This window comes from Chryseobacterium sp. Leaf201, from assembly GCF_001421435.1.
Taxonomy (GTDB): Bacteria; Bacteroidota; Bacteroidia; order Flavobacteriales; family Weeksellaceae; genus Chryseobacterium.
In genome coordinates, this window is record NZ_LMKA01000069.1 from 22,070 (window position 1) to 41,293 (window position 19,224).

14 protein-coding genes are annotated in these 19,224 nt (G+C 39.3%); 6 read left to right on the forward strand and 8 right to left on the reverse strand.

Annotated elements, in window-relative coordinates:
* The first annotated feature begins 18 nt into the window (after positions 1–18).
* From ASE55_RS09895 to ASE55_RS09910, 4 genes are all read left to right on the forward strand, one after another.
* Positions 19–2,121: a bifunctional rhamnulose-1-phosphate aldolase/short-chain dehydrogenase gene (locus ASE55_RS09895; RefSeq protein WP_056218610.1), complete on the forward strand. Its 2,103-nt coding sequence runs from the start codon at positions 19–21 to the stop codon at positions 2,119–2,121.
* 218 nt (positions 2,122–2,339) lie between these two features.
* Positions 2,340–3,620 carry a TIM barrel protein gene (locus tag ASE55_RS09900; RefSeq protein WP_056218612.1) on the forward strand — a complete coding sequence of 427 codons (1,281 nt, stop codon included), beginning with the start codon at positions 2,340–2,342 and terminating at the stop codon, positions 3,618–3,620.
* A gap of 443 nt (positions 3,621–4,063) precedes the next feature.
* Complete coding sequence (locus ASE55_RS09905; RefSeq protein ID WP_056218615.1) at positions 4,064–5,452, forward strand: FGGY-family carbohydrate kinase; 1,389 nt, start codon at positions 4,064–4,066, stop codon at positions 5,450–5,452.
* A gap of 3 nt (positions 5,453–5,455) precedes the next feature.
* Entirely contained in the window at positions 5,456–6,607 is a 1,152-nt protein-coding gene (locus ASE55_RS09910) for an alpha-hydroxy acid oxidase (RefSeq protein WP_056218617.1), read from the forward strand.
* A 232-nt stretch (positions 6,608–6,839) separates the two neighbouring features.
* On the opposite strand, the gene ASE55_RS09915 is transcribed toward ASE55_RS09910, so the two are convergent.
* Positions 6,840–7,712, reverse strand: a complete 873-nt coding sequence (locus tag ASE55_RS09915) for an SDR family oxidoreductase (protein WP_056218619.1) — start codon at positions 7,710–7,712, stop codon at positions 6,840–6,842.
* A 103-nt stretch (positions 7,713–7,815) separates the two neighbouring features.
* On the opposite strand from ASE55_RS09915, the gene ASE55_RS09920 reads away from it, so the two are divergent.
* Entirely contained in the window at positions 7,816–8,181 is a 366-nt protein-coding gene (locus ASE55_RS09920) for a winged helix-turn-helix transcriptional regulator (RefSeq protein WP_082474476.1), read from the forward strand.
* 206 nt (positions 8,182–8,387) lie between these two features.
* Here ASE55_RS09920 and ASE55_RS09925 read toward each other — a convergent pair whose 3' ends face one another.
* Both ASE55_RS09925 and ASE55_RS09930 read right to left on the reverse strand, forming a co-directional pair.
* Positions 8,388–9,128 (reverse strand): hypothetical protein, encoded by a 741-nt coding sequence (locus ASE55_RS09925; protein ID WP_056218623.1) that lies wholly within the window; start codon positions 9,126–9,128, stop codon positions 8,388–8,390.
* The gene (locus ASE55_RS09930) at positions 9,116–9,376 is read right to left on the reverse strand and encodes a hypothetical protein (protein WP_056218626.1); all 261 of its coding nucleotides are present in this window, start codon (positions 9,374–9,376) and stop codon (positions 9,116–9,118) included. The genes ASE55_RS09925 and ASE55_RS09930 overlap by 13 nt, the downstream gene beginning before the upstream one ends.
* A 75-nt stretch (positions 9,377–9,451) precedes the next feature.
* On the opposite strand from ASE55_RS09930, the gene ASE55_RS20105 reads away from it, so the two are divergent.
* The gene (locus tag ASE55_RS20105) at positions 9,452–9,634 is read left to right on the forward strand and encodes a hypothetical protein (protein ID WP_128414545.1); all 183 of its coding nucleotides are present in this window, start codon (positions 9,452–9,454) and stop codon (positions 9,632–9,634) included.
* Here ASE55_RS20105 and ASE55_RS09935 read toward each other — a convergent pair whose 3' ends face one another.
* The 5 genes from ASE55_RS09935 to ASE55_RS09955 form a co-directional block, all read right to left on the reverse strand.
* Positions 9,635–10,078, reverse strand: a complete 444-nt coding sequence (locus tag ASE55_RS09935; protein ID WP_056218627.1) for a nuclear transport factor 2 family protein — start codon at positions 10,076–10,078, stop codon at positions 9,635–9,637. It abuts the gene before it with no gap.
* A 130-nt stretch (positions 10,079–10,208) separates the two neighbouring features.
* Complete coding sequence (locus ASE55_RS09940; protein ID WP_056218630.1) at positions 10,209–11,255, reverse strand: winged helix-turn-helix domain-containing protein; 1,047 nt, start codon at positions 11,253–11,255, stop codon at positions 10,209–10,211.
* A gap of 421 nt (positions 11,256–11,676) precedes the next feature.
* Positions 11,677–13,812: a hypothetical protein gene (locus ASE55_RS09945; protein WP_056218632.1), complete on the reverse strand. Its 2,136-nt coding sequence runs from the start codon at positions 13,810–13,812 to the stop codon at positions 11,677–11,679.
* An 8-nt stretch (positions 13,813–13,820) separates the two neighbouring features.
* On the reverse strand, positions 13,821–17,384 hold the full coding sequence (locus tag ASE55_RS09950) for a DUF4450 domain-containing protein (protein ID WP_056218635.1): 3,564 nt from the start codon (positions 17,382–17,384) through the stop codon (positions 13,821–13,823).
* 1 nt (position 17,385) lies between these two features.
* Complete coding sequence (locus tag ASE55_RS09955) at positions 17,386–18,789, reverse strand: glycoside hydrolase family 28 protein (RefSeq protein ID WP_056218637.1); 1,404 nt, start codon at positions 18,787–18,789, stop codon at positions 17,386–17,388.
* Between the last annotated feature and the right edge of the window lie 435 nt (positions 18,790–19,224).

Genomic DNA, 19,224 nt, shown 5'->3' on the forward strand with positions numbered 1-19,224 from the left:
GAAACAAAAAGAAAACAAATGGAAAACGTAAAAACATTCAGATACGTAGATTATTTATGGGACGAGAGTAAAGCCGCATCTTTTGGGGATGACCAGGTGGCTTTATTTTTATACCGTTCAAACATATTAGGAGCAGACTTAAGAATTACCAATTACGGTGGAGGCAACACCAGTTGCAAAACCATTGAAAAAGACCCGTTGACCAATGAAGAAGTTGAGGTAATGTGGGTAAAAGGTTCAGGTGGCGACATCGGGACACTGACCAGGAAAGGAATCGCCGGATTATATACGGAAAGACTGAGAAACCTTAAAAACGTGTATGACGGTCTGGCAGACGAAGACAGAATGGTAGGCCTGTTTGATCACTGTATCTTTGATCTGGACAGTAAAGCACCTTCTATTGATACGCCGCTGCATGGTTTACTTCCGTTTAAACATATTGACCACCTTCACCCGGATGCTTTAATTGCCGTAGCTGCTGCAAAAGACAGCGAGGCTATTACCCGAGAAATCTGGGGAGATACCATGGGCTGGGTGCCTTGGCAGCGTCCCGGTTTTGATCTGGGCCTGCAGCTGGAAAAATGTTTGGCTGACAACCCGGGAATCCGTGGGATCGTTTTGGGAAGCCACGGACTGTTTACGTGGGGAGACACTTCCTACGAATGTTATATGAACAGTCTGGAAGTAATTGAAACGGCTTCTGAATATATCGCCAAAAAAATCGTAGAAAACGGACAGGTTTTCGGCGGGCAGAAAGTAGAATCCCTTCCTGCTGAAGAACGTAAAAACAAAGCTGCCCAGTTAATGCCTTTGCTCAGAGGCCTGGCTTCATCTGAAAACAGGATGGTAGGCCACTTTACCGACAGCGAAGTGGTTTTGGAATACATCAACAGTAACGATCTGGAGCGTCTGGCACCAATGGGAACATCATGTCCGGATCATTTCCTGAGAACAAAGATCCAGCCTTTGGTATTGACATTGGATAAAAATGAAGATTTATCTGACGCTAAATCGGTTCTTGAAAAACTGACTCCGCTTTTCGAACAGTACAGACAGGAATACAAAGAATATTACGAAAACTGCAAACATCCGAACAGCCCTGCCATGCGTGACCCGAACCCGGTGATCATCATTTATCCGGGAGTGGGAATGTTCAGTTTCTCAAAAGATAAGCAGACTACCCGTGTCGCGAATGAATTTTATGTAAATGCTATCAACGTGATGCGTGGTGCAGAAGCAATTTCAGAATATACCTCTTTACCAAGACAGGAAGCATTCGACATCGAATACTGGTTGTTGGAAGAAGCAAAGCTTCAGAGAATGCCGAAAGAAAAACCGTTGTCAAGAAAAGTTGCGATCGTAACCGGAGCAGGCGGCGGGATCGGACAGGCAATTGCCGATAAAATGGTTCAGGAAGGTGCTGTGGTTGTTTTTACAGACCTGAATCAGGAAGCCGTAGAATCTGTGACGGCAAAGTACAGCAAAGACCAGGCGGTTGCAGTTCCGTGTGACGTAACCAGTGAAGAAGCGATTGCCGATGCGTTTAAAGAAGCGGTATTAGCATTCGGTGGAGTAGACATCATCGTGCATTCTGCAGGATTGGCGATTTCCAAATCTCTGGAAGATACCACGACAAAAGATTGGGATCTGTTAGAAAATGTTCTGGTAAAAGGACAGTTTTTAATGGCAAAAAGCGGTGTGGAAATTATGAAAAAGCAAGGTTTAGGAGGAGACATTGTAAACATTGCAAGTAAAAACGGACTGGTTGCCGGACCAAACAACATAGCCTACGGAACTGCAAAAGCAGCGCAACAACACATGACGAGATTATTGGCAGCAGAATTGGCAGCAGATAAAATCAGAGTGAACGTGGTGAATCCTGACGGTGTAATCGTAGGAAGCAAAATCTGGGAAGGTTCATGGGCAGAAGGCCGTGCAAAAGCAAACGGGATTACCGTAGAAGAACTGCCTGCATTTTATGCAAAAAGAAATTTACTGAACGAAATCATCCTTCCTGAAGATATTGCCAACGGAGTTTTCGCTTGTGTGGCTATTTTAGACAAAAGCACAGGAAACATCATCAATGTAGACGGAGGAATGGCCAATGCGTTCCCAAGATAAATTCAAAAATAGTTATTAGATTGCAATTTAATCTAAAATAAAATTTAAACCATTAAGAACAATTCAGAAGTTAAGTAAGATTAAGAATTTGCGGGTAAATTTAAGCTCGTACCTTAAGAAATTTATTTCCTTTAATTAGCCTTAACAACTTAATAAATCTTAATGGTTTAAATAAAATTATCATTTGACGATTAAAAATCAATTTTTAAAATTAAACTATGATTATAGGAAAAGATATCATTGAACAATACAATAAAAACGAAGTTGAAAACTTTAATTCAGACTTTGATTTTCTACAGAATAAATTAACAAAATCAGGAGCCAATGTTGCTGAAATTGTTGATAAAATTGCTGATTTCCAGGTGGCAATTCCAAGCTGGGCATTAGGCGCAGGCGGAACAAGATTCGGAAGGTTTTCTTACGGAGGCGAGCCTTCATCGTTAGAGCAGAAACTGGATGATGTAGGGTTGATTCACGCTTTAACACATTCTGCAGGAGCGATTTCTCTGCATATTCCATGGGATATCCCGACTGATATCAAAGCGATAAAAGAAAAAGCAGAAGCTCACGGCCTTCTTTTTGATGCAATGAATTCCAACACATTCCAGGATCAGCCGGGAGCAAAACAGTCGTATAAATTCGGTTCTCTGAATGCTGTGAATGAAGATTCAAGGGCGTTCGCAGTAGAGCATAATAAAGAAGTGATCAGGATCGGAAAAGAATTAGGCTCAAAAAGCTTAACGGTTTGGCTGGCAGACGGAGCAAGTTTCCCTGGACAGTTAAATTTCCAGACTGCTTTATCAAATACGGAGAAAAGCTTAAAAGAAATCTATGCGGGAATGCCGGAAGACTGGAAGCTGTTCATCGAATACAAGCCTTACGAACCGAACTTCTATTCAACAACCATTCAGGATTGGGGGACTTCCTTCATGCTGGCAAATGCCTGCGGAGAAAGAGCATATACTTTGGTGGATTTAGGCCATCATTTACCGAATACCAATATTGAGCAGATTGTTGCCACCCTGATGTATAAAGGGAAATTGGGTGGATTCCATTTTAACGACAGCAAATACGGTGATGACGATTTAACGGTTGGTTCTATTAAACCTTATGCTTTGTTCTTGATTTTCAATGAATTGGTATACGGAATGGAAAACAATCCAAACAATCCTTATCCGGCCTGGATGATCGATGCAAGCCATAACATCAAAGATCCTCTGGAAGATTTATTACAGTCTTTAGAAGCAATCTTGATTGCATATGCTCAGGCGCTTTTAGTAGACCAGAAAGCATTAAAAACAGCGCAGCTGGAAAATGATGTTGTTCGTGCGCAGGAAATTTTGCAGAACGCTTACAGAACGGATGTCCGTCCGTTGTTACAGGCAGCAAGAGCGAAAACCGGTGCAGCACTGGATCCTGTTGCGGCTTACAGAAACTTAAAGGTAAGAGAAAACTTAATTACCGAAAGAGGTTTTGAAACCAAAGCAACCGGATTATAAGCCGGCTAAATTTTAATAATTTCAACTTCCGGGTGCAATCGGAAGTTTAATTATATGTATCCTTATATTTTTATCATTAAGGTTGAAAGTGTTTAGATGAGCATGATTTCAGGCATTGCGCCGCTTAAGAATCAGTGGATTTTTTCTTTAAGCATCTTACCGTCTAAACACTCCTTAATGGTTTGAAATTATAAAATTTAAAATGAATTTAAACAAATTTTAAATTTTACACAAATTAAAAACTTTGAAACCTTTGCTGAGTGAAATCGAAGATTCGATGAGGTCAAACGCCTTTGCGAACTTAAAAACAGTCAGCTTATCAAAAAAATCTTAGCGTACTCTGCTTTAAAAAAGTTTATTACATCAAATTTAAACAAACGCTATCTCAAATTTTGAAAAAACTAATAACCATTTTATCATAAATCATTAAATTCATCTCAGGAATGTCTAAAAAAAAGAAGGTAACCATCGTATTTGATATTGGAAAAACCAATAAAAAGTTTTTTTTATTTGACAAAAATTACAAGGAAGTTGTGCGTGAATATACCGAACTTCCTCTTACTGCCGATGAAGATGGTTACCCCACTGAAGATCTTGCCGCACTGCAGAACTGGATCAAGGATAATTTTAATGCCATGCTTGAAGATGAAAATTTTGATGTAAAAGCCATTAATTTTTCCACTTACGGAGCCAGCTTTGTACATCTGGACCACAAAGGAAATGTTCTGACCCCTTTGTACAACTACACGAAACCCATGGATCAGGAAATCCTTGATCTGTTTTACGAAAAACACGGAAGCAAGTTGAAAATTGCCCGTGAAACCGCATCGCCCCAGACCGGAATGCTTAATTCCGGATTACAATTGTTCTGGCTGAAATACAAGCATCCGGAAGTCTTCAAAAAAATCCGGTACAGCCTGCATTTGCCTCAGTATTTATCCTATCTGTTCACCGGAATTTGTGTGTCGGAATTTACGTCAATCGGCTGCCATACCAATTTGTGGGATTACGATAAAGCAGATTATCACGACTGGGTGTATGAAGAAGGCATCGATGCTTTACTGGGGCCTATTGTCCCGACGTCTGCGAGCATCAACACCTCATACAGAAATAAAAAAATGAAGATCGGGGTCGGAATCCATGACAGTTCTTCAGCATTATTGCCTTATATTTTAAGCAAAAAAGAACCGTTTTTATTGCTTTCAACGGGAACATGGAGTATTTCCTTGAATCCGTTTAATGATGAAAGCCTTACCGATGAAGATATTGAAAACAACTGCCTGAATTATATGCGGATTGATGGTAAACGTGTGAAAGCATCCCGTTTTTTTATGGGAAATGAATATAAAATCCAGGTTGAAAAGCTGTGTGCCTATTACGGAAAGGAATATGGTTTCCACAGGGAAGTGAAGTTTGATCAGGATCTGTACCTGCGTTTAATGAAAAATAAAAACATCTATTTCCGTTTTGAAGGGATTATCCTGAAGCGAAAAATGATTACTGCAACCGACCTCAATTCATTCGCAACCTTTGAAGAAGCCTATCATCAGCTGATGATTGAATTAATGGATCTTCAGATTCATACCATAACCAATGCGATCGGGAATTCAGATATCAAAAATATTTATATCGATGGCGGATTTACTGATAATGATGTCTTTATGAAACTGATGTCCCACCATTTTCAGCACTATAATGTGATGTCAACCCACTCGCCGTTAGGCTCCGCACTGGGAGCATCCATGGTGATTTCCAACAAGAAAATAGACGAAACTTTTCTGCAGCAGCATTATCAGATGAAAGTGCTTCAACCCTTAATTCTTAATTTATAACACATGGCATTTCCATTTGATACCAATTACGCTTCCCTCGAACTGCTGATCGAAAAAGCAAAAAAAAGAATGCCCCGTTTCGCTTTCGAATATCTGGATGGCGGCTGTAATGAAAACATCAACAGGGACCGGAATACCAACGAACTGAGAGATGTTCTTCTCCGTCCGCGCTACCTGAACAATAATTATGCGGAGGCCAATATGGAAACGGAATTATTCGGGATAAAATATTCGGCTCCGTTTGGGATTTCCCCCGTTGGCCTGCAGGGTTTAATGTGGCCCAATGCTCCGGAAATTTTAGCAAAAGCAGCTTTCAAACATAATATTCCTTTTATTTTAAGTACCGTAACGACAAGCAGTCTGGAAAGAATTGCTGAACTGACCGAAGGAAAAGCCTGGTATCAGCTGTATCATCCGAGAGAAGAATGGCTGCGTGATGATATTCTTGACCGTTGTGAAGCTTCGGGATACGATGTACTCGTTGTTTTGGCTGATGTTCCGACGTTCGGATACCGGGCAAAAGAAATCAGAAACGGTCTGGCAATGCCTCCGCAACTTAATTTCAGGAATGTTTCCCAGGCGTTGGCAAGACCCGAATGGTGCCTGGAAATATTGAAACACGGCGTTCCCAGTTTTAAAACCATGGAAAAATACATGGATAAAAATATGAATGTGAAGCAGTTGGGACAGTTTATGAACTCTACGTTTTCCGGCAGGTTAAATTCAGACAGGATCAAAGCCATCCGTGATAAATGGAAAGGAAAACTGGTTATTAAAGGCGTTGCTTCAGACGAAGATGCAGCAGAAGCAGTACGTTTAGGCTTCGACGGAATGATCATTTCCAATCACGGCGGAAGACAGTTGGATGCCGGAGAATCCACGATTGCAGTGGTAAAAGAAATCAGCGAAAAATACAAAGGCCAGATCAAGATCATGATGGACAGCGGCGTAAGAACCGGTCCGGATGTTGCCCGTGCCTTAAGCTGCGGTGCCGAATTTACCTTTATGGGAAGAACGTTTATGTATGCAGTCGGAGCTTTGGGCAACAAAGGCGGCGATCACATTATTGAAATGCTTAAAATGCAGTTCCGGCAGGTAATGGAGCAGCTGTGCTGTGAAAAGCCGGAGGAATTGCAGAATTTCAGGGTGAAGTAATTGAAAACAGAAGTTTTACAAAATTTTGTGTAGCGTATATGGTTTGTATAAGTTGAAGTCAGATTAGTTATTTTCAATATACATTTAAAAAATACAAAAACTGATATTTAATTTTTACACCTGATTCCTTATTTTGCTAAATTGAGAATATGAAAATTTCAGTCATTTAGTCATTTACAATAAATAGCGAGCAGTTTAAAACTGTTCGCTATGAAATCTTATTTGAAGACTCTTATTTAGAAGTGTAAACTTCTTTTAAAAATGCTTTTGCTGATGTTGGTTTTCTGCCCAAAAGATTTTCTAAATCTGTTTTCTCAGCTGAAAATTCTCCTTGTTTAATTGCCTCTGCAAAATTTGAAAACATTCCAATATATTGAGCCGGAACCCCTGCTTTTGTTAACGTTTCTGTGTAAACATCTTTTGAAGGACTTACATAATTGATTTCTTTGCCAACTATTTCACTTAAATCCTGAGCGATTTCCTGTAACGATACATTTTCTGTATTGTTTAATGAATACACTTTATTGTCGTGCCCCGTGCTTGTTAATACATTGGCAGTAGCTTCACTCATATCACTACGCAAAGCGTATGCTGATTTCGCGTCACCAGCCGGTAAAAATATTCCGGTTGTTAAAACTTTTTCTCCAAAAAACATCGGTAATACATCCAGGTATAGATTGTTTCTAAAAATTGTATAAGTCAATCCACTTTCCTTAATGAATTCTTCTGTTTCGATATGCGATTTTGCAAGAAAATAAATAGGTGAAGTTTCGGTATCGTTTTTTCGCTCAAAACTGGTGTATAAAATATGTTTCACGCCTGCCGCTTTAGCTGCATTCACTACATTCTTGTGTTGCTGCCCACGGTTCACGACATCGGAGCCAGATATTAACAGCAACTTTTCAACACCTTTAAATGCTTCTATCAGTGTGTCGTAATTATCATAATCGCCGATTCTTAAGTTAATTTCTTTTGCTTTCAGATCTTCTACCTTCTCTTCATTTCTTACTAAACCCGAAATGCTGTTTGCCGGAATACCTTTTTTCAATAAAAAGTCAATGGTTGCTTTTCCATAATTTCCTGATGCTCCTGTTACTAAAATCATATTTTTAATTTTTTAAAGATTGTTATGCAAATGTATAGTACATTTGCTTCTTAAACTATAGCGGTATACTAAAGTATAGTGAGTGGTTTTTAATTGAGAAAAAATGGAAAGTATAAAAAATTTCAAATCTTGTCCGGTTCAATATGTGCTGCATATAAATGATACATTAAATGTAATCAGTGGAAAATGGAAATTGCCGATTATAGGTTCAATCCTTTTCGGTAAAAAGCGATTTACCGAAATACAGCGTAATATTTCTAAGATCACACCGAGAATGTTAAGTAAAGAACTGAAAGAACTTGAACTGAACGGAATGATTGTTCGAACAGTATATGATTCAATACCAGTGACTGTAGAGTATGAGTTATCCGAATCAGGAAAATTAATTACAGAAGTCCTGGATAAAATGATTGAATGGGGCATAGAACACAGAACGTCTGTGCTGGCAAAACCAAACTCTCAGAACTAAATGTATTAGTTTGATTCATCATTAAGTTGTGGTGACAAATTTACATGTATAGGAAGAACGCTTATGTATGCAGTCGGAACTTAGGAGATAAAGGCGGTATTCATCATCGAAATGCTTAATGCAGTTCAGACAGTTGATGGAATAGGTTTGCTTTGAAAAGCCGGAGGAACTGCAGAATTTCAGTGTGAAGTGACTGTGAAAAAGAATCAAATTCTGTTAATGAAATATTCGATAAACCAGTTTGGAAATTTTTCTGGATCGATTTTTATTTTTAGTTCCTGATCATCTGATTCTGCAACCAGTGCCATCTCATTTGAATTATCAAAAAGGTATGCCCTGTCAGCGAGCCGAAGAGCGGGTAACAAATTTTCTAATGTACTTTGGTATCTTGACACAATTTTTTGGGTATTCACGTCGTGTCCTCCTTTCATCACTCTGTTTCTAACTCTTGAAATGTTTACTTGTGGAGAATCCAAACAAATAAAATAGAGATAAATTTTATAACCTAATTTTTTGGCCTCTTCAATTTCATCAAGTTTCGAAATATGGCTCATTACTGATTCAAATGAAAAAGATATTGAATTTTTCAGCAAATGTTCTCGTATAAAAGATGTTATTAAAGCAGCCTCATAGCTATGAGTATCCCGGGATCTATCTACAATAATATTTTCTTTTATCTCAATATCAATTTTAAACCCGGATTGTTCCGACTTTTTTAATAATGATCTGGTATTTGGATTTTCAAAAAATAATAATAAATCATTTTGCGTTAGTTCTAAGCCAAAAGACTTCAAATCAATGAAGCCTTTTTCTAATATTTCCTTTTCAACCAGATCGGAATTTATAAAAATTCCTGAATTATGATTTACTTTAAATGAATCAAATAATGTGGATTTTCCTGAACCATTGGGACCTGCAAAAATTCTTAATCTTTTTACTTTAGACATATTATACTTCCTTTTTTCAGATTTGATCTATTTGAATCAATTCTTTTTAAGTTAGCAGTTTTTATCATATTGTTATCATATACTTTGAAAATTGCGCCATTCTTTATAATATCATAAGATATATCTAACGCTTTTGAAGAACGTTTAGCACTAGATGAAGCGTTTTTGGCAAACTCAACAACAATTCTACGATCCTTTGTTCTTTCAATGATCTTTCTTCTCTTCGTTATGTTTGATCTTCTCTGCATTATATGAATATCTGATTAGCTAATTTACAATTTTAATTCCATTTAAAATATAATTGGTGATCATCTTAAAATGGTTTGAAAATAGAGCTTGAACAATTGATGGAACAGTTGTGCTGTGAAAAGCCGGAGGAATTGCAGAATTTCAGTGAAGTAATTGTAAGGCAAGGAAGCCTGAAGTCTAAAGAGGGAAGCTGTGGAGACCGTAATTCACGATTAACCTCCAGCCTCCCTCTTCCCGCTTCAAACCAATTTACATGATTACTTCTTCTTTTCCGCTTTAACCGCCTGTCTCGCCAGCAGTTTCCAGTCTTTTTTCACCTTTGCCCAAACCAATACGATATCCAAAGTCACATCGCCCGGTGCTTTTCCCAGATCAGCAGTGGTTGCATAGAAATGGTGACGGACAATCGCGGTTTTTCCGACAATCTGAATGTTCTGGTTGGTAATGTCTATGGTTAAAAAATCTGATTTTTTACTGACTAATTTTTCAACAAATTCTGTAGCATCATCAATATGGCCGCCGGAATGTCCGTAAGTCAGTTCAGGTAAGATTAAATTTTCCAATGCAGATTTTTCACCACTGATCATAGCCAGCCTCAGTCTTTCTGCAGCAGCTGTTACAGCTTGTGTATCATCCTTTTTCTGTCCGGACACCATGATGACCATCAGAAAACCTACGGCAAAAATTAATTTCTTAATCATAATTAAATATTTTTTAAGCTTTATATATTTTATACGTTCAATCAGTCTGTAATTTTAATCTTAAATAAAAGTCAACAGCAAAACAATTAAATTAGTGCAATCGATTGCTCAATCTATTTAAAAAAATAATTTATAAAGAATCTCTCTGGATAAATTTAAAGACATTGTTTACCTGTTCCTTTTTGTTTTTAAGGATCATGTAGGCTGCAGATTCTCCCATGGCTTTAAAATCCGTTGTAATCACCGTAATTCCAAGCAGTTCCTTAAGCGGGGTTTCGTTGTAGGAAATGATTCCGATGTCTTTGCCCAATACAAGGTTTTTCTGTCTGATCTGCTTTACGAGGTTCACCAAGTCGCGTTCCCGGATGGTAATAAAAATATCTTTGTCCTGTAATTCCATGTCCGGATAGATTTCATCAAGAATCTCATAATCGAGTTTAAAATCCTTGCAGAATTTCTCAAAGCCCCGCACAATACGGAAAGGGTAGGGATGAATAGACTTGTCCGGATATACCAGGATAATTTTTTCGTACTTCCTGATTTTCTCCAGGCCTTCTTCCAAAGCATTGTAGATATCATGTTCGAAATCCTGAAAAATAGAACCGTATTCCCCTGAAATATTGGGTTTTGTGTTATCCAGCAACAGGAGTTTGTTTTTAGGGATCTGCTCAATCATATCCAGGACTTCCTGGGTAGAACTTGTATGCTTAGACTGCTCGTCACGGAAGTGAGGCATCACGACATAATAATCAAAGCCGCCGAGGTTTTTTTTCAGCGCATTGATGAAAAGCGTTTCGTCGCAATGGTAAATATACATCTCAACATTGCCTTTGGTACCGATTGCATTAACAAAATAATTGTAGATCATCATTTTGTAGGTACTTGGCTTATTGATCAGGAAAAAAATATTGATGATGTCATTTTTATTGATGCGGGAAATATAATACCCTTTGCCTTTTACAGATTCGATGATCTGCCTTCTCCGGAGCTCTTTGTAAGCTTTTTCCACCGTATCCCTGGAGAGGAAACAGGATTCGCTCAGTTCATTGATGGAAGGGATTTTTTCCCCGATTTTTATTTGTCCTCCGTCAATTCCGTTCAGGATAGAATCTACAATCTGTTTGTATTTCGGAACCCTGGAGTTTTCGTTGATATTGATTTCAAGTGTATCTGACATGATATTTTAGATAGAAGATATTGTTTCAGTTAAAAAATCTGTTAACAAGACCGTATAATGAGTGAAGACAAGTTACAAAAATTTATGTTATACAACAGATAACCTCGTTTAATCAGAATTATGGCTATAAGTTTTTTATTTTCAAATGATTATGATCTTATGCTGATGTATGTTTAATCTTTGTAAAAAGACCGGTTTTGCAAGTGAAGTTCCAAATTAAGGATCTGGTTTTAAATAAACGCGGTATTCTTACCATTTAGTATAACCATATTGAATTGTTGTTTAAAATTCATACAAAATATTTGAACAGCTGATTCATATAGCTTTGCTGTCAAGGATAAATACCTTCTCCATCCGGATATTTAAACAAAAAAGCCTGCCCCTTTCAGGACAGACTCCAACTATATGAATGTGAAATTGTTTAAGGCATTTTTTTAAATCCTTCCGCTTTTATTTTCCAGCTTCCGTCTTTCGGGAAACCGGGGAACTGTCCGGTTGAACTGTCCCAACCTTCCAGCATCATCGCAACAGTTGTCAGAACACCGCCGTTTCCGGGAAGGTAAATCCTCAGGCGTTTATCCTGAAAATTATGTCCGTTCTTAAGGTAGGTATTGGTCTGGATATCCATAAACAGGGCATCCAAAGCTTTATTGGGAAGTCCGAGTCTCGCTGCGTTCATCGCTGTCATCGGGAAATCCCAGCCCCAGGTATGTTCCCAGTTCCATCGTTCCCACACGATATCCAGGGTATTTTTCATAATTTTTTTATCCAGTTTCGGAGATTCAGGAACCATTCCCAATGCACCCAGAACAGCCGGGTGATCGGTCATCCATTTTGGAAAGGTAAATGAGTCTTTTGCAGATTCAGTGGATAAATACACGTTGTCCTGAACCGGTAGCGGAGCCAGTTTATTGATGACGTCATCCCATTTTTTATCCCTTGGCTGTCCCAGTCTTTCTTTCCATTGCTGAGCCGTTTTCAGTGCCCAGTCCCAATACGCCACTTCATAGGTCGGGTTATAGGTGTCTTTCGCCGGGAAAACTTCCTGTGCAGGAATTACGCCTTTTCCTAAGTTGTAACGGTTTTTCTCTTTGTCGTAAGTCGCAAAATCCGCCATAAAATCTGCCGTGGCAAAAATCAGGTCTTTATATTTCTCCAACACTTTTTTATCCTTGCTGTTGCGGTACAGAAGTTCGGTCATATAAATGATGTGGGGCTGTTCCCAGATCAGGAAGGCAGCAACGGAAGACGGACTTTCATTTCCTTCATTATCGGACATTTTAATCCAGCGAACACCTTTGTAGCCTTGTCTTTCCGCTAATTTCTTGGCTTTATCAAATGTCCTGAAATAATAATCCAGCTGCTTCTCCAGGATTTCCGGTCTTCCCCATAAAGCAAAGTGAACGCCGTGCCACCAGTGCATTTCGGTATGCGGCTTTCCGTACCAGCTGTTGAAGGTCAATCCCGTTTCCTGGGGTGGATTGCTTCCTCCGCACTGAACTTTGGTCAGGTATTCAGACAAAATAACTCTTCTTTCCAATTCGTTTGCTCTCGGGTCTGTACTTCCTTCAAAGTCCACAGCAGCACCGCTTTCCCAGAAATTTTTCCACCCTGAACTGCTTTCTTTTTCAGCATCGGCAAATAAAGTTCTGCTGCTTTTCGGTTGTTTTGCCGAAAATTCAACGCTCAGCTCTATGGTTTTGTTTTTAGAAGAAGGTTCATATACGAAATAATGTTTTCCGGCTTCACGGAATTTCCCTTCCGTAAAATGAAACTGTGTATAATAATCCGTGCTTTGCAGCTTATGCTGAATCAAACCTTGAGTAGATTGTGAAGAAATAATTTTCGTGGAATGATCATTTTCCTTTCCGTAAAAAGCAGCATCATCCAGGAACTGTCCGGTTGGGGAAGGGTAGCGTGCAAAAACCTTCAGTTTCCCTTTGGCTATTAAATCGGATTCAATTTTAACCCCGATTTTATCTGAATTCTGGAAAGAAGCCGTCCATACTTTTACCGGAGTTCCTTCTATGGAAAATTCACTGGTAATAATCCCCGTCCATAAATCAATTTTCTGATTGACGTTGGTAAGGTCTGAAATTTCTGCTTTCTGGCCGTCTTTTTTAGTCAGTTCAATCCCGATATTTCCCAACTGCAGACGGTGCTGGTTGACCCGGTAATATTCAACGGCTCCTTTGTTTCGTTCCGGTTCTTTCAGCTGGACACTGTACAGCGCTTTTCGCCCGTCATTATTGAAATCATAGGCTTTTAATGTCTCCTCAAATTTATAATTCTGCGTATTCGGAAAACTGTTCCAGCCCCATTCAGACTGCGTTCCCAATGAGACCCCGTTTTTATAATATTCCGGGAACGACTGCATTCCGGTAATGTCTGCCGTATAGGCAAATTTCCCGTTGCCAACCGTTAAAGTTGATAACGTATCTGCTTTTGTGTTAACTACATTGTGACGCTGAACAACCTTCTTACGGTCGATTTTCTGGGCATGTAAGGATGAAAATCCAATACAGAAAAGACTCAGGTATACTGCAATTTTCTTCATTTTTAAATTTATTTAAGAACGGTAGCACTCATTATTCCGATGACAACATCGTTGCTCACTGCCGTTAGTTTTATGGTTTTCAATTCTTTATTCGGGTCAAGCGGTAAATCCAGGATCGTCGCAGCACCGCCGTCAACCTGACGGTCTGTAAATCCTTTGATGCTTGAATAGTTACTCAATGTCCCGCCTTTGTATAATTCTCCCGTTTTCAGTTTCAAACGGTACGGAATTTTATCATCCGGAATTTCAAAAGCAAAATTGTCATCGAACAGATCCTGCTCAATCGGCCACCAGTTGGTTGGGTTTTTCAGTTCTAATTCTGTACTCGAACCGTCAGTATACTGAACTGTAACCGTTCCGTTAACCATCTGCGACTGCATCGGGTTGGTAGAACCCGCCATCAGGAAATAGATTTTCTTTCCTTTGCCTGAAACCGGAATTTCAACAGAATCCGGGTAGTTGTCCCACTGACTTGCAAACGCAATATTTTTGTCGGTTTTATCGATTAAAAAAGGAATTCCAAGATAATCAACTTTGTTGTTTTTCCGTTTGTTCATCAACCCGCTGTCATCAATCTGAGAAGTAATTAACGGATAACACCAGTTTCCGATTCCCTGCCACGGCAATTGTAAAGTCGGAACTTCCAGCCTCGGAGAAAGGTATTTCTGATTGAAAATCTCGGTTACTTTTTCATTGTATGTTGAAGCTAATGAGATGTTGTTGAAATCGCCTTGGTTTTCAATGTTCCAGTCTGTGATTTCAATATTCTGTTTAATTCCGTTATAATCAAGTTCGACTGAATTGGTTCCTTTACTCAAAACATGGGCCGGAATTTCAATCAAAGTATTCTGATTTTTCTGAACCGTAAAAGTTTGAGCTAGACCATTAACAGTCAGTTTTCCATTAATTGCATTTGCTGATTTAGACTGAATCTGCAGTTTTTTATTTATCCATTTTGTTTCCAGAGGAAAACGGATATCCACATTCACGGGCTGCCACCAGGTTGTTCCGTTTTGCACGACCTGAACGAAAAAAGTTCCTTTTCTTTCTTCCTTTACCAAATCAAACTGATTTCCATTTCTGGTCTTAATCAATTCCTGTGGGTCAAGAACGTCTTTTATTTTCTTTTTTGAATTGAAATTCAACTGAAGATCTTCAGAAATATAGCTGATATAATCGGTCTGTTCATTTTTCAGTTCCTCTCCGGAATATCTGATTTCAATATTAAAATCTTTTCCTTTCGGTGTTTCAAACTGAACAAAAGGTTGCGAAATAGAGTTGGGCTTAATGTTCCAATCCACTTTTTTACCATTCACTTTCACCGATCTGATGTTAGAATAATGTACAGGAATCTGCATTTCCAGCGCCACCGGATTCTGATAGTTGGATTTGAATACATATTCAGTCTTTTTCGAAGTTCTGATAAACTGGTATTCCCAATCCGGAAGTTTCAGTCCGGCAGAATTCCAGTCTTTCGGGAAACCGGGTTTGATGTTGATTTTATTATCCAGCAAATTAGGATACACCCCGAAAAGTCCTTCCGTCAACGTTCTTGAGGCCACACCAATCGGGTCAGCGAAATCACGGTACAGTTCTCCACGGAACGCATCATAATGAGAAAGCTGCTCAAAGTTCCCCGGACTGATGCCGTAATACATCGATTCTACCAAATTTCCTTTCCATAGTTGGTACGCATCTTCCGTTCTTCCGGCTTGCCAATAGGCCAGAGCAGTCTGTAAATTTTCCGCCAAAGCCACGTTGTTAATCGACCAGTCGTAAGGCTGCCAATTGGTGGTAGAAAGCGTGTAATAGTTTTTATTCTGTTCTCCTTTTACCGTTACCGGAATCTTCGGAGTGTGATGATTAATGTATTGTAAATTCTGGTAATCTTCAAATTCATTCAGGATAAAAGCATCCGAAACATGATAAATCGACCAGATTCCCGGTTTGTCGTGAACGATCTGATTGCCTAAAGCATCTTTGTATTCAGCAAAATAACCTTTGTCTTTAATCCAGAGCTGGTTTTTCATTGCTTTTAAAATCGCATCAGCTTCCTGCTCATAAGGTTGCGGATTTTCGCCGATAATTTTTGCCAGTTTTGCCATTTCATTATTGGCTCTGTAATTATACGCCGAAGTGTGCGTCACTTTTCCACCCGAATATTGCAACGCGTCGCTCGCCCAGATCGCCGCATACGCATCATACAGGTCGCCACGTTTGAAGTTCCGTTTTTCCCAGTCCATATGACGGACCATTGTCGGCCACATTTTTTTCAGGAACTCTTTGTCGCCGGTATAATTGAAATGCGAAAACATCTGGTCAAAAAACACAAGATTCATATCGTAATGATGCGGTTTTTTATTGTCATTCGGATTTCTTGAAATATAGCCGCTCGAAAAAACCGAAGTTCCCATTTTTTCTTCATGTCGGGCAAGATGCCGCAGCGTATCCATTTCTACAGGCGCAGAATCGGGTTTTAAAACCTGCGAATTGGCATAACTTTCAAAATGTTCTTTTGCCCGGTCGTGCCAGCTCAAAGCATCGGCTGTATAAGCACCGCGCCACGCATTCAGACGCATTCTCCAGGCAACCGCACCGTGAAGGAAGGTCGGACTTTCCCAGATTCCGTCTGCGGCAACGGCTAAATTGGCTCCGAAATTATTTAAATCGGCATCCGGAGTTTTTAATTGAATTCTGTTGGTTAGATTTAAACGGGATTGTTCCGCTTTATCAAAAATGTCTTTCAACACTTCATCTGAAAAATTCTTATCAGATTTTCCTTTGGCAACCTGAATATAAACCGGCTCTTTCTGTGCTGAATACGAAGCGTAAACAACCGGAGATTTGTCCGTTTTGTTTTGGGTAAATTCTGAAAGCTTTTCTAAAGTTTTGGCATCGGTTTGCTGTAACAGACTGACATTTGAAAAACTTCCGCTGACCGTTTGGGTTTCTTTTTTCTTGTTTAAATAATTGAGCTGAAACTGATTTTTATTCAGCTGAAACTGATTGTTCAGACAATATTCAGGCAACAGATAAAATCCGGATTCCGGATCTGCGCCGATGTCGCCGTTTCTGCTGAAAGTCGTTCCGCTCGCACCGCCGTAAACCGCATAGATTTTTGTGGAAGAATCTACATTGACAGTTTCCATTTTTAAAACCAAACCTTCTTCTTTCGACTGTGCTAAAACAGTGAGTTTTAAACTTCCGGTTCCAAGAATCGGGTCTTTGATTTCATACAGCATTGATCCCGGTCGGTAACGGGTTTCAATTTTTTCAGCCTGAATTAATTTCTTGATTGAATTTCCTTTCTGAATCACGAACTGAAGGTTGCCGCCCATTCCCGGAAGATACAATGCGAATTCCGGCAAATCTCCGGCTTCTACGCGAGACGCACGGTTATCACCGTACAGCGCACGGTTGAATCTGTACTTTCCGTTAACCAGTAAAAAATCGCCTTTATCTTCTTTGTAGTGCAGTTCACGCTCGTTGTTCTGCCAGTGTTTCGACTGGGAGAACGAATGTGAAAATGCCGATAAAACAAGCAGTCCGGCGAAAATGGTTTTTCTCCGCATTCTATGGTTTTAACTCAGTTAATGGCTGTCCGTTAACGGTTACGTTTTTTAAAGTCACATTTTTAAGGTAATCCACTTTATAAGGAATCTGAACACCGGTCATGTTCGCATTGATCATGGTGAAATCCGTTACCGGAGAAGATTCGTAAGCATCAGAAAGTACGGCATATTTTCCGCCTTTATCTACCGTTAAATTCTCAACCCAGATGTTTCTGATGGTCGGAATATGATTCCCGGGTTTTTCATAATGCATATTGAAACGCACTGCCGCTTCTTTGTAAGCGCCCACTTTCGTATTGTAGAAAAATACATTTTCAATGGTTCCGCCACGGCTTGAGCTTGTTTTGATTCTTAAAGCCCGGTCAAGGTTTTTACTGTCCATTAAATTTCCGACAGCATAAATGTTTTTCGCGCCGCCTGCAATTTCACTTCCGATTACCACACCGCCGTGGCCGTCTTTCATTTCACAGTTTTCGATAATGTGGTTTTCGGCAGGCCTTCCGATGTCTCTTCCGTCTTCATCCCTTCCGGATTTGATGGCGATACAGTCGTCTCCGGTATCAAAATAGGAGTCTTTTATCCAGACGTTTTTACAGGCTTCGGGATCGAAACCGTCATTGTTTGGCCCGTGACTGATTACTTTTACCCTTTCAATCAAAACATTTTCACACAGAACAGGATTCAGGTTCCACATCGGTGAATTTTTTACCAGAACGTCTGCCATATAAAAATTTTTAGACTTATAAGGCTGAACAAAGTTCGGTCTCAGATAATATCCGTCACCAAAAATCCTTTCCCTGGCAGGTTTTCTCTGCGCCATATATTCATGAAGCTTGGCACGGGCAGGATTCTGTCTTCCCGGACGGGATTCGTTATACCCGTATTTTGTTGCGCCACACCAGAACCACCAATGGTCGTTATCAGAATTTCCGTCCAACGTTCCTTTTCCGGTTACGGCGATATTTTCTTCTTCATAGGCATAAATTAAAGATGAGTAATTCATGCATTCCATTCCTTCCCAACGCGTGAAAACGATAGGGTAGTCGTTGCTGTCCTGACTGAACAGGATGGTTGCTCCTTCGCTCACGTGCAGATTGACATTAGATTTCAGGTAAATTGCCCCCGTCAGGAAAACGCCGTTGGGAACAACAACCCTTCCGCCGCCTTCTGCATTGCATTTTTCGATTGCTTTTTTGAAAGCCTCTGTATTTTTTGTTTTTCCGTCGCCCACAGCTCCGAAATCGGTTACCAGATAATCAGCATTTCTGAATTTCGGCTTTTTGATCTGTTTTTTTAATGCCTTAATTTCTTTCAAAGGCTGCTTTGCGGATGTCCACGGTTTATATTGCGCCGATAGCGGTACGGATAGTAAAAATACGAGGAGAATTAAGGTAAGCTTTTTCATAAGGTCTGCAAATTGTTTGGTTTAAAAGAGTCTGTCTTCAATTAATTCCTTTGTTCATCGCAATCTAAATCAATTGATGTAAAAAATTATCCTGCACTGTCGGCACTTTAATTTTGATCAATAAGATAAGGTTAATCGATTGCATAATTTCAAAGATATATAAAAAATAGAATTGAGCTTATTTAATTTTTTTTGGAAATACTTAAGTCAATTGATGTAGTTATTCAAAGCCCAGTTCAGCCAAAGCTAAATCTTTTCAAAACTTAAATGATAAATAATTCTGTCAAAGATTGATATTGACAGGTTTGTCATTTGATGCTGTCGCAAGTTTTAAGAAGTACTTGAAAATGACATATTTTCTATATGAATTATTTTAAATTGCTGAGGAATATTTATAAAATAGTAATATATTATTTTCCGAAGCTATTTTATATA

Coding starts and splice junctions, on each gene's coding strand:
- ASE55_RS09895 (WP_056218610.1), top strand. CDS start 19: ATGGAAAACGTAAAAACATTCAGATACGTAGATTATTTATGGGACGAG.
- ASE55_RS09910 (WP_056218617.1), top strand. CDS start 5,456: ATGGCATTTCCATTTGATACCAATTACGCTTCCCTCGAACTGCTGATC.
- ASE55_RS09905 (WP_056218615.1), top strand. CDS start 4,064: ATGTCTAAAAAAAAGAAGGTAACCATCGTATTTGATATTGGAAAAACC.
- ASE55_RS09925 (WP_056218623.1), bottom strand. CDS start 9,128: ATGTCTAAAGTAAAAAGATTAAGAATTTTTGCAGGTCCCAATGGTTCA.
- ASE55_RS09900 (WP_056218612.1), top strand. CDS start 2,340: ATGATTATAGGAAAAGATATCATTGAACAATACAATAAAAACGAAGTT.
- ASE55_RS09935 (WP_056218627.1), bottom strand. CDS start 10,078: ATGATTAAGAAATTAATTTTTGCCGTAGGTTTTCTGATGGTCATCATG.
- ASE55_RS09930 (WP_056218626.1), bottom strand. CDS start 9,376: ATGCAGAGAAGATCAAACATAACGAAGAGAAGAAAGATCATTGAAAGA.
- ASE55_RS09945 (WP_056218632.1), bottom strand. CDS start 13,812: ATGAAGAAAATTGCAGTATACCTGAGTCTTTTCTGTATTGGATTTTCA.
- ASE55_RS09950 (WP_056218635.1), bottom strand. CDS start 17,384: ATGCGGAGAAAAACCATTTTCGCCGGACTGCTTGTTTTATCGGCATTT.
- ASE55_RS09920 (WP_082474476.1), top strand. CDS start 7,816: ATGGAAAGTATAAAAAATTTCAAATCTTGTCCGGTTCAATATGTGCTG.
- ASE55_RS09915 (WP_056218619.1), bottom strand. CDS start 7,712: ATGATTTTAGTAACAGGAGCATCAGGAAATTATGGAAAAGCAACCATT.
- ASE55_RS09940 (WP_056218630.1), bottom strand. CDS start 11,255: ATGTCAGATACACTTGAAATCAATATCAACGAAAACTCCAGGGTTCCG.
- ASE55_RS09955 (WP_056218637.1), bottom strand. CDS start 18,789: ATGAAAAAGCTTACCTTAATTCTCCTCGTATTTTTACTATCCGTACCG.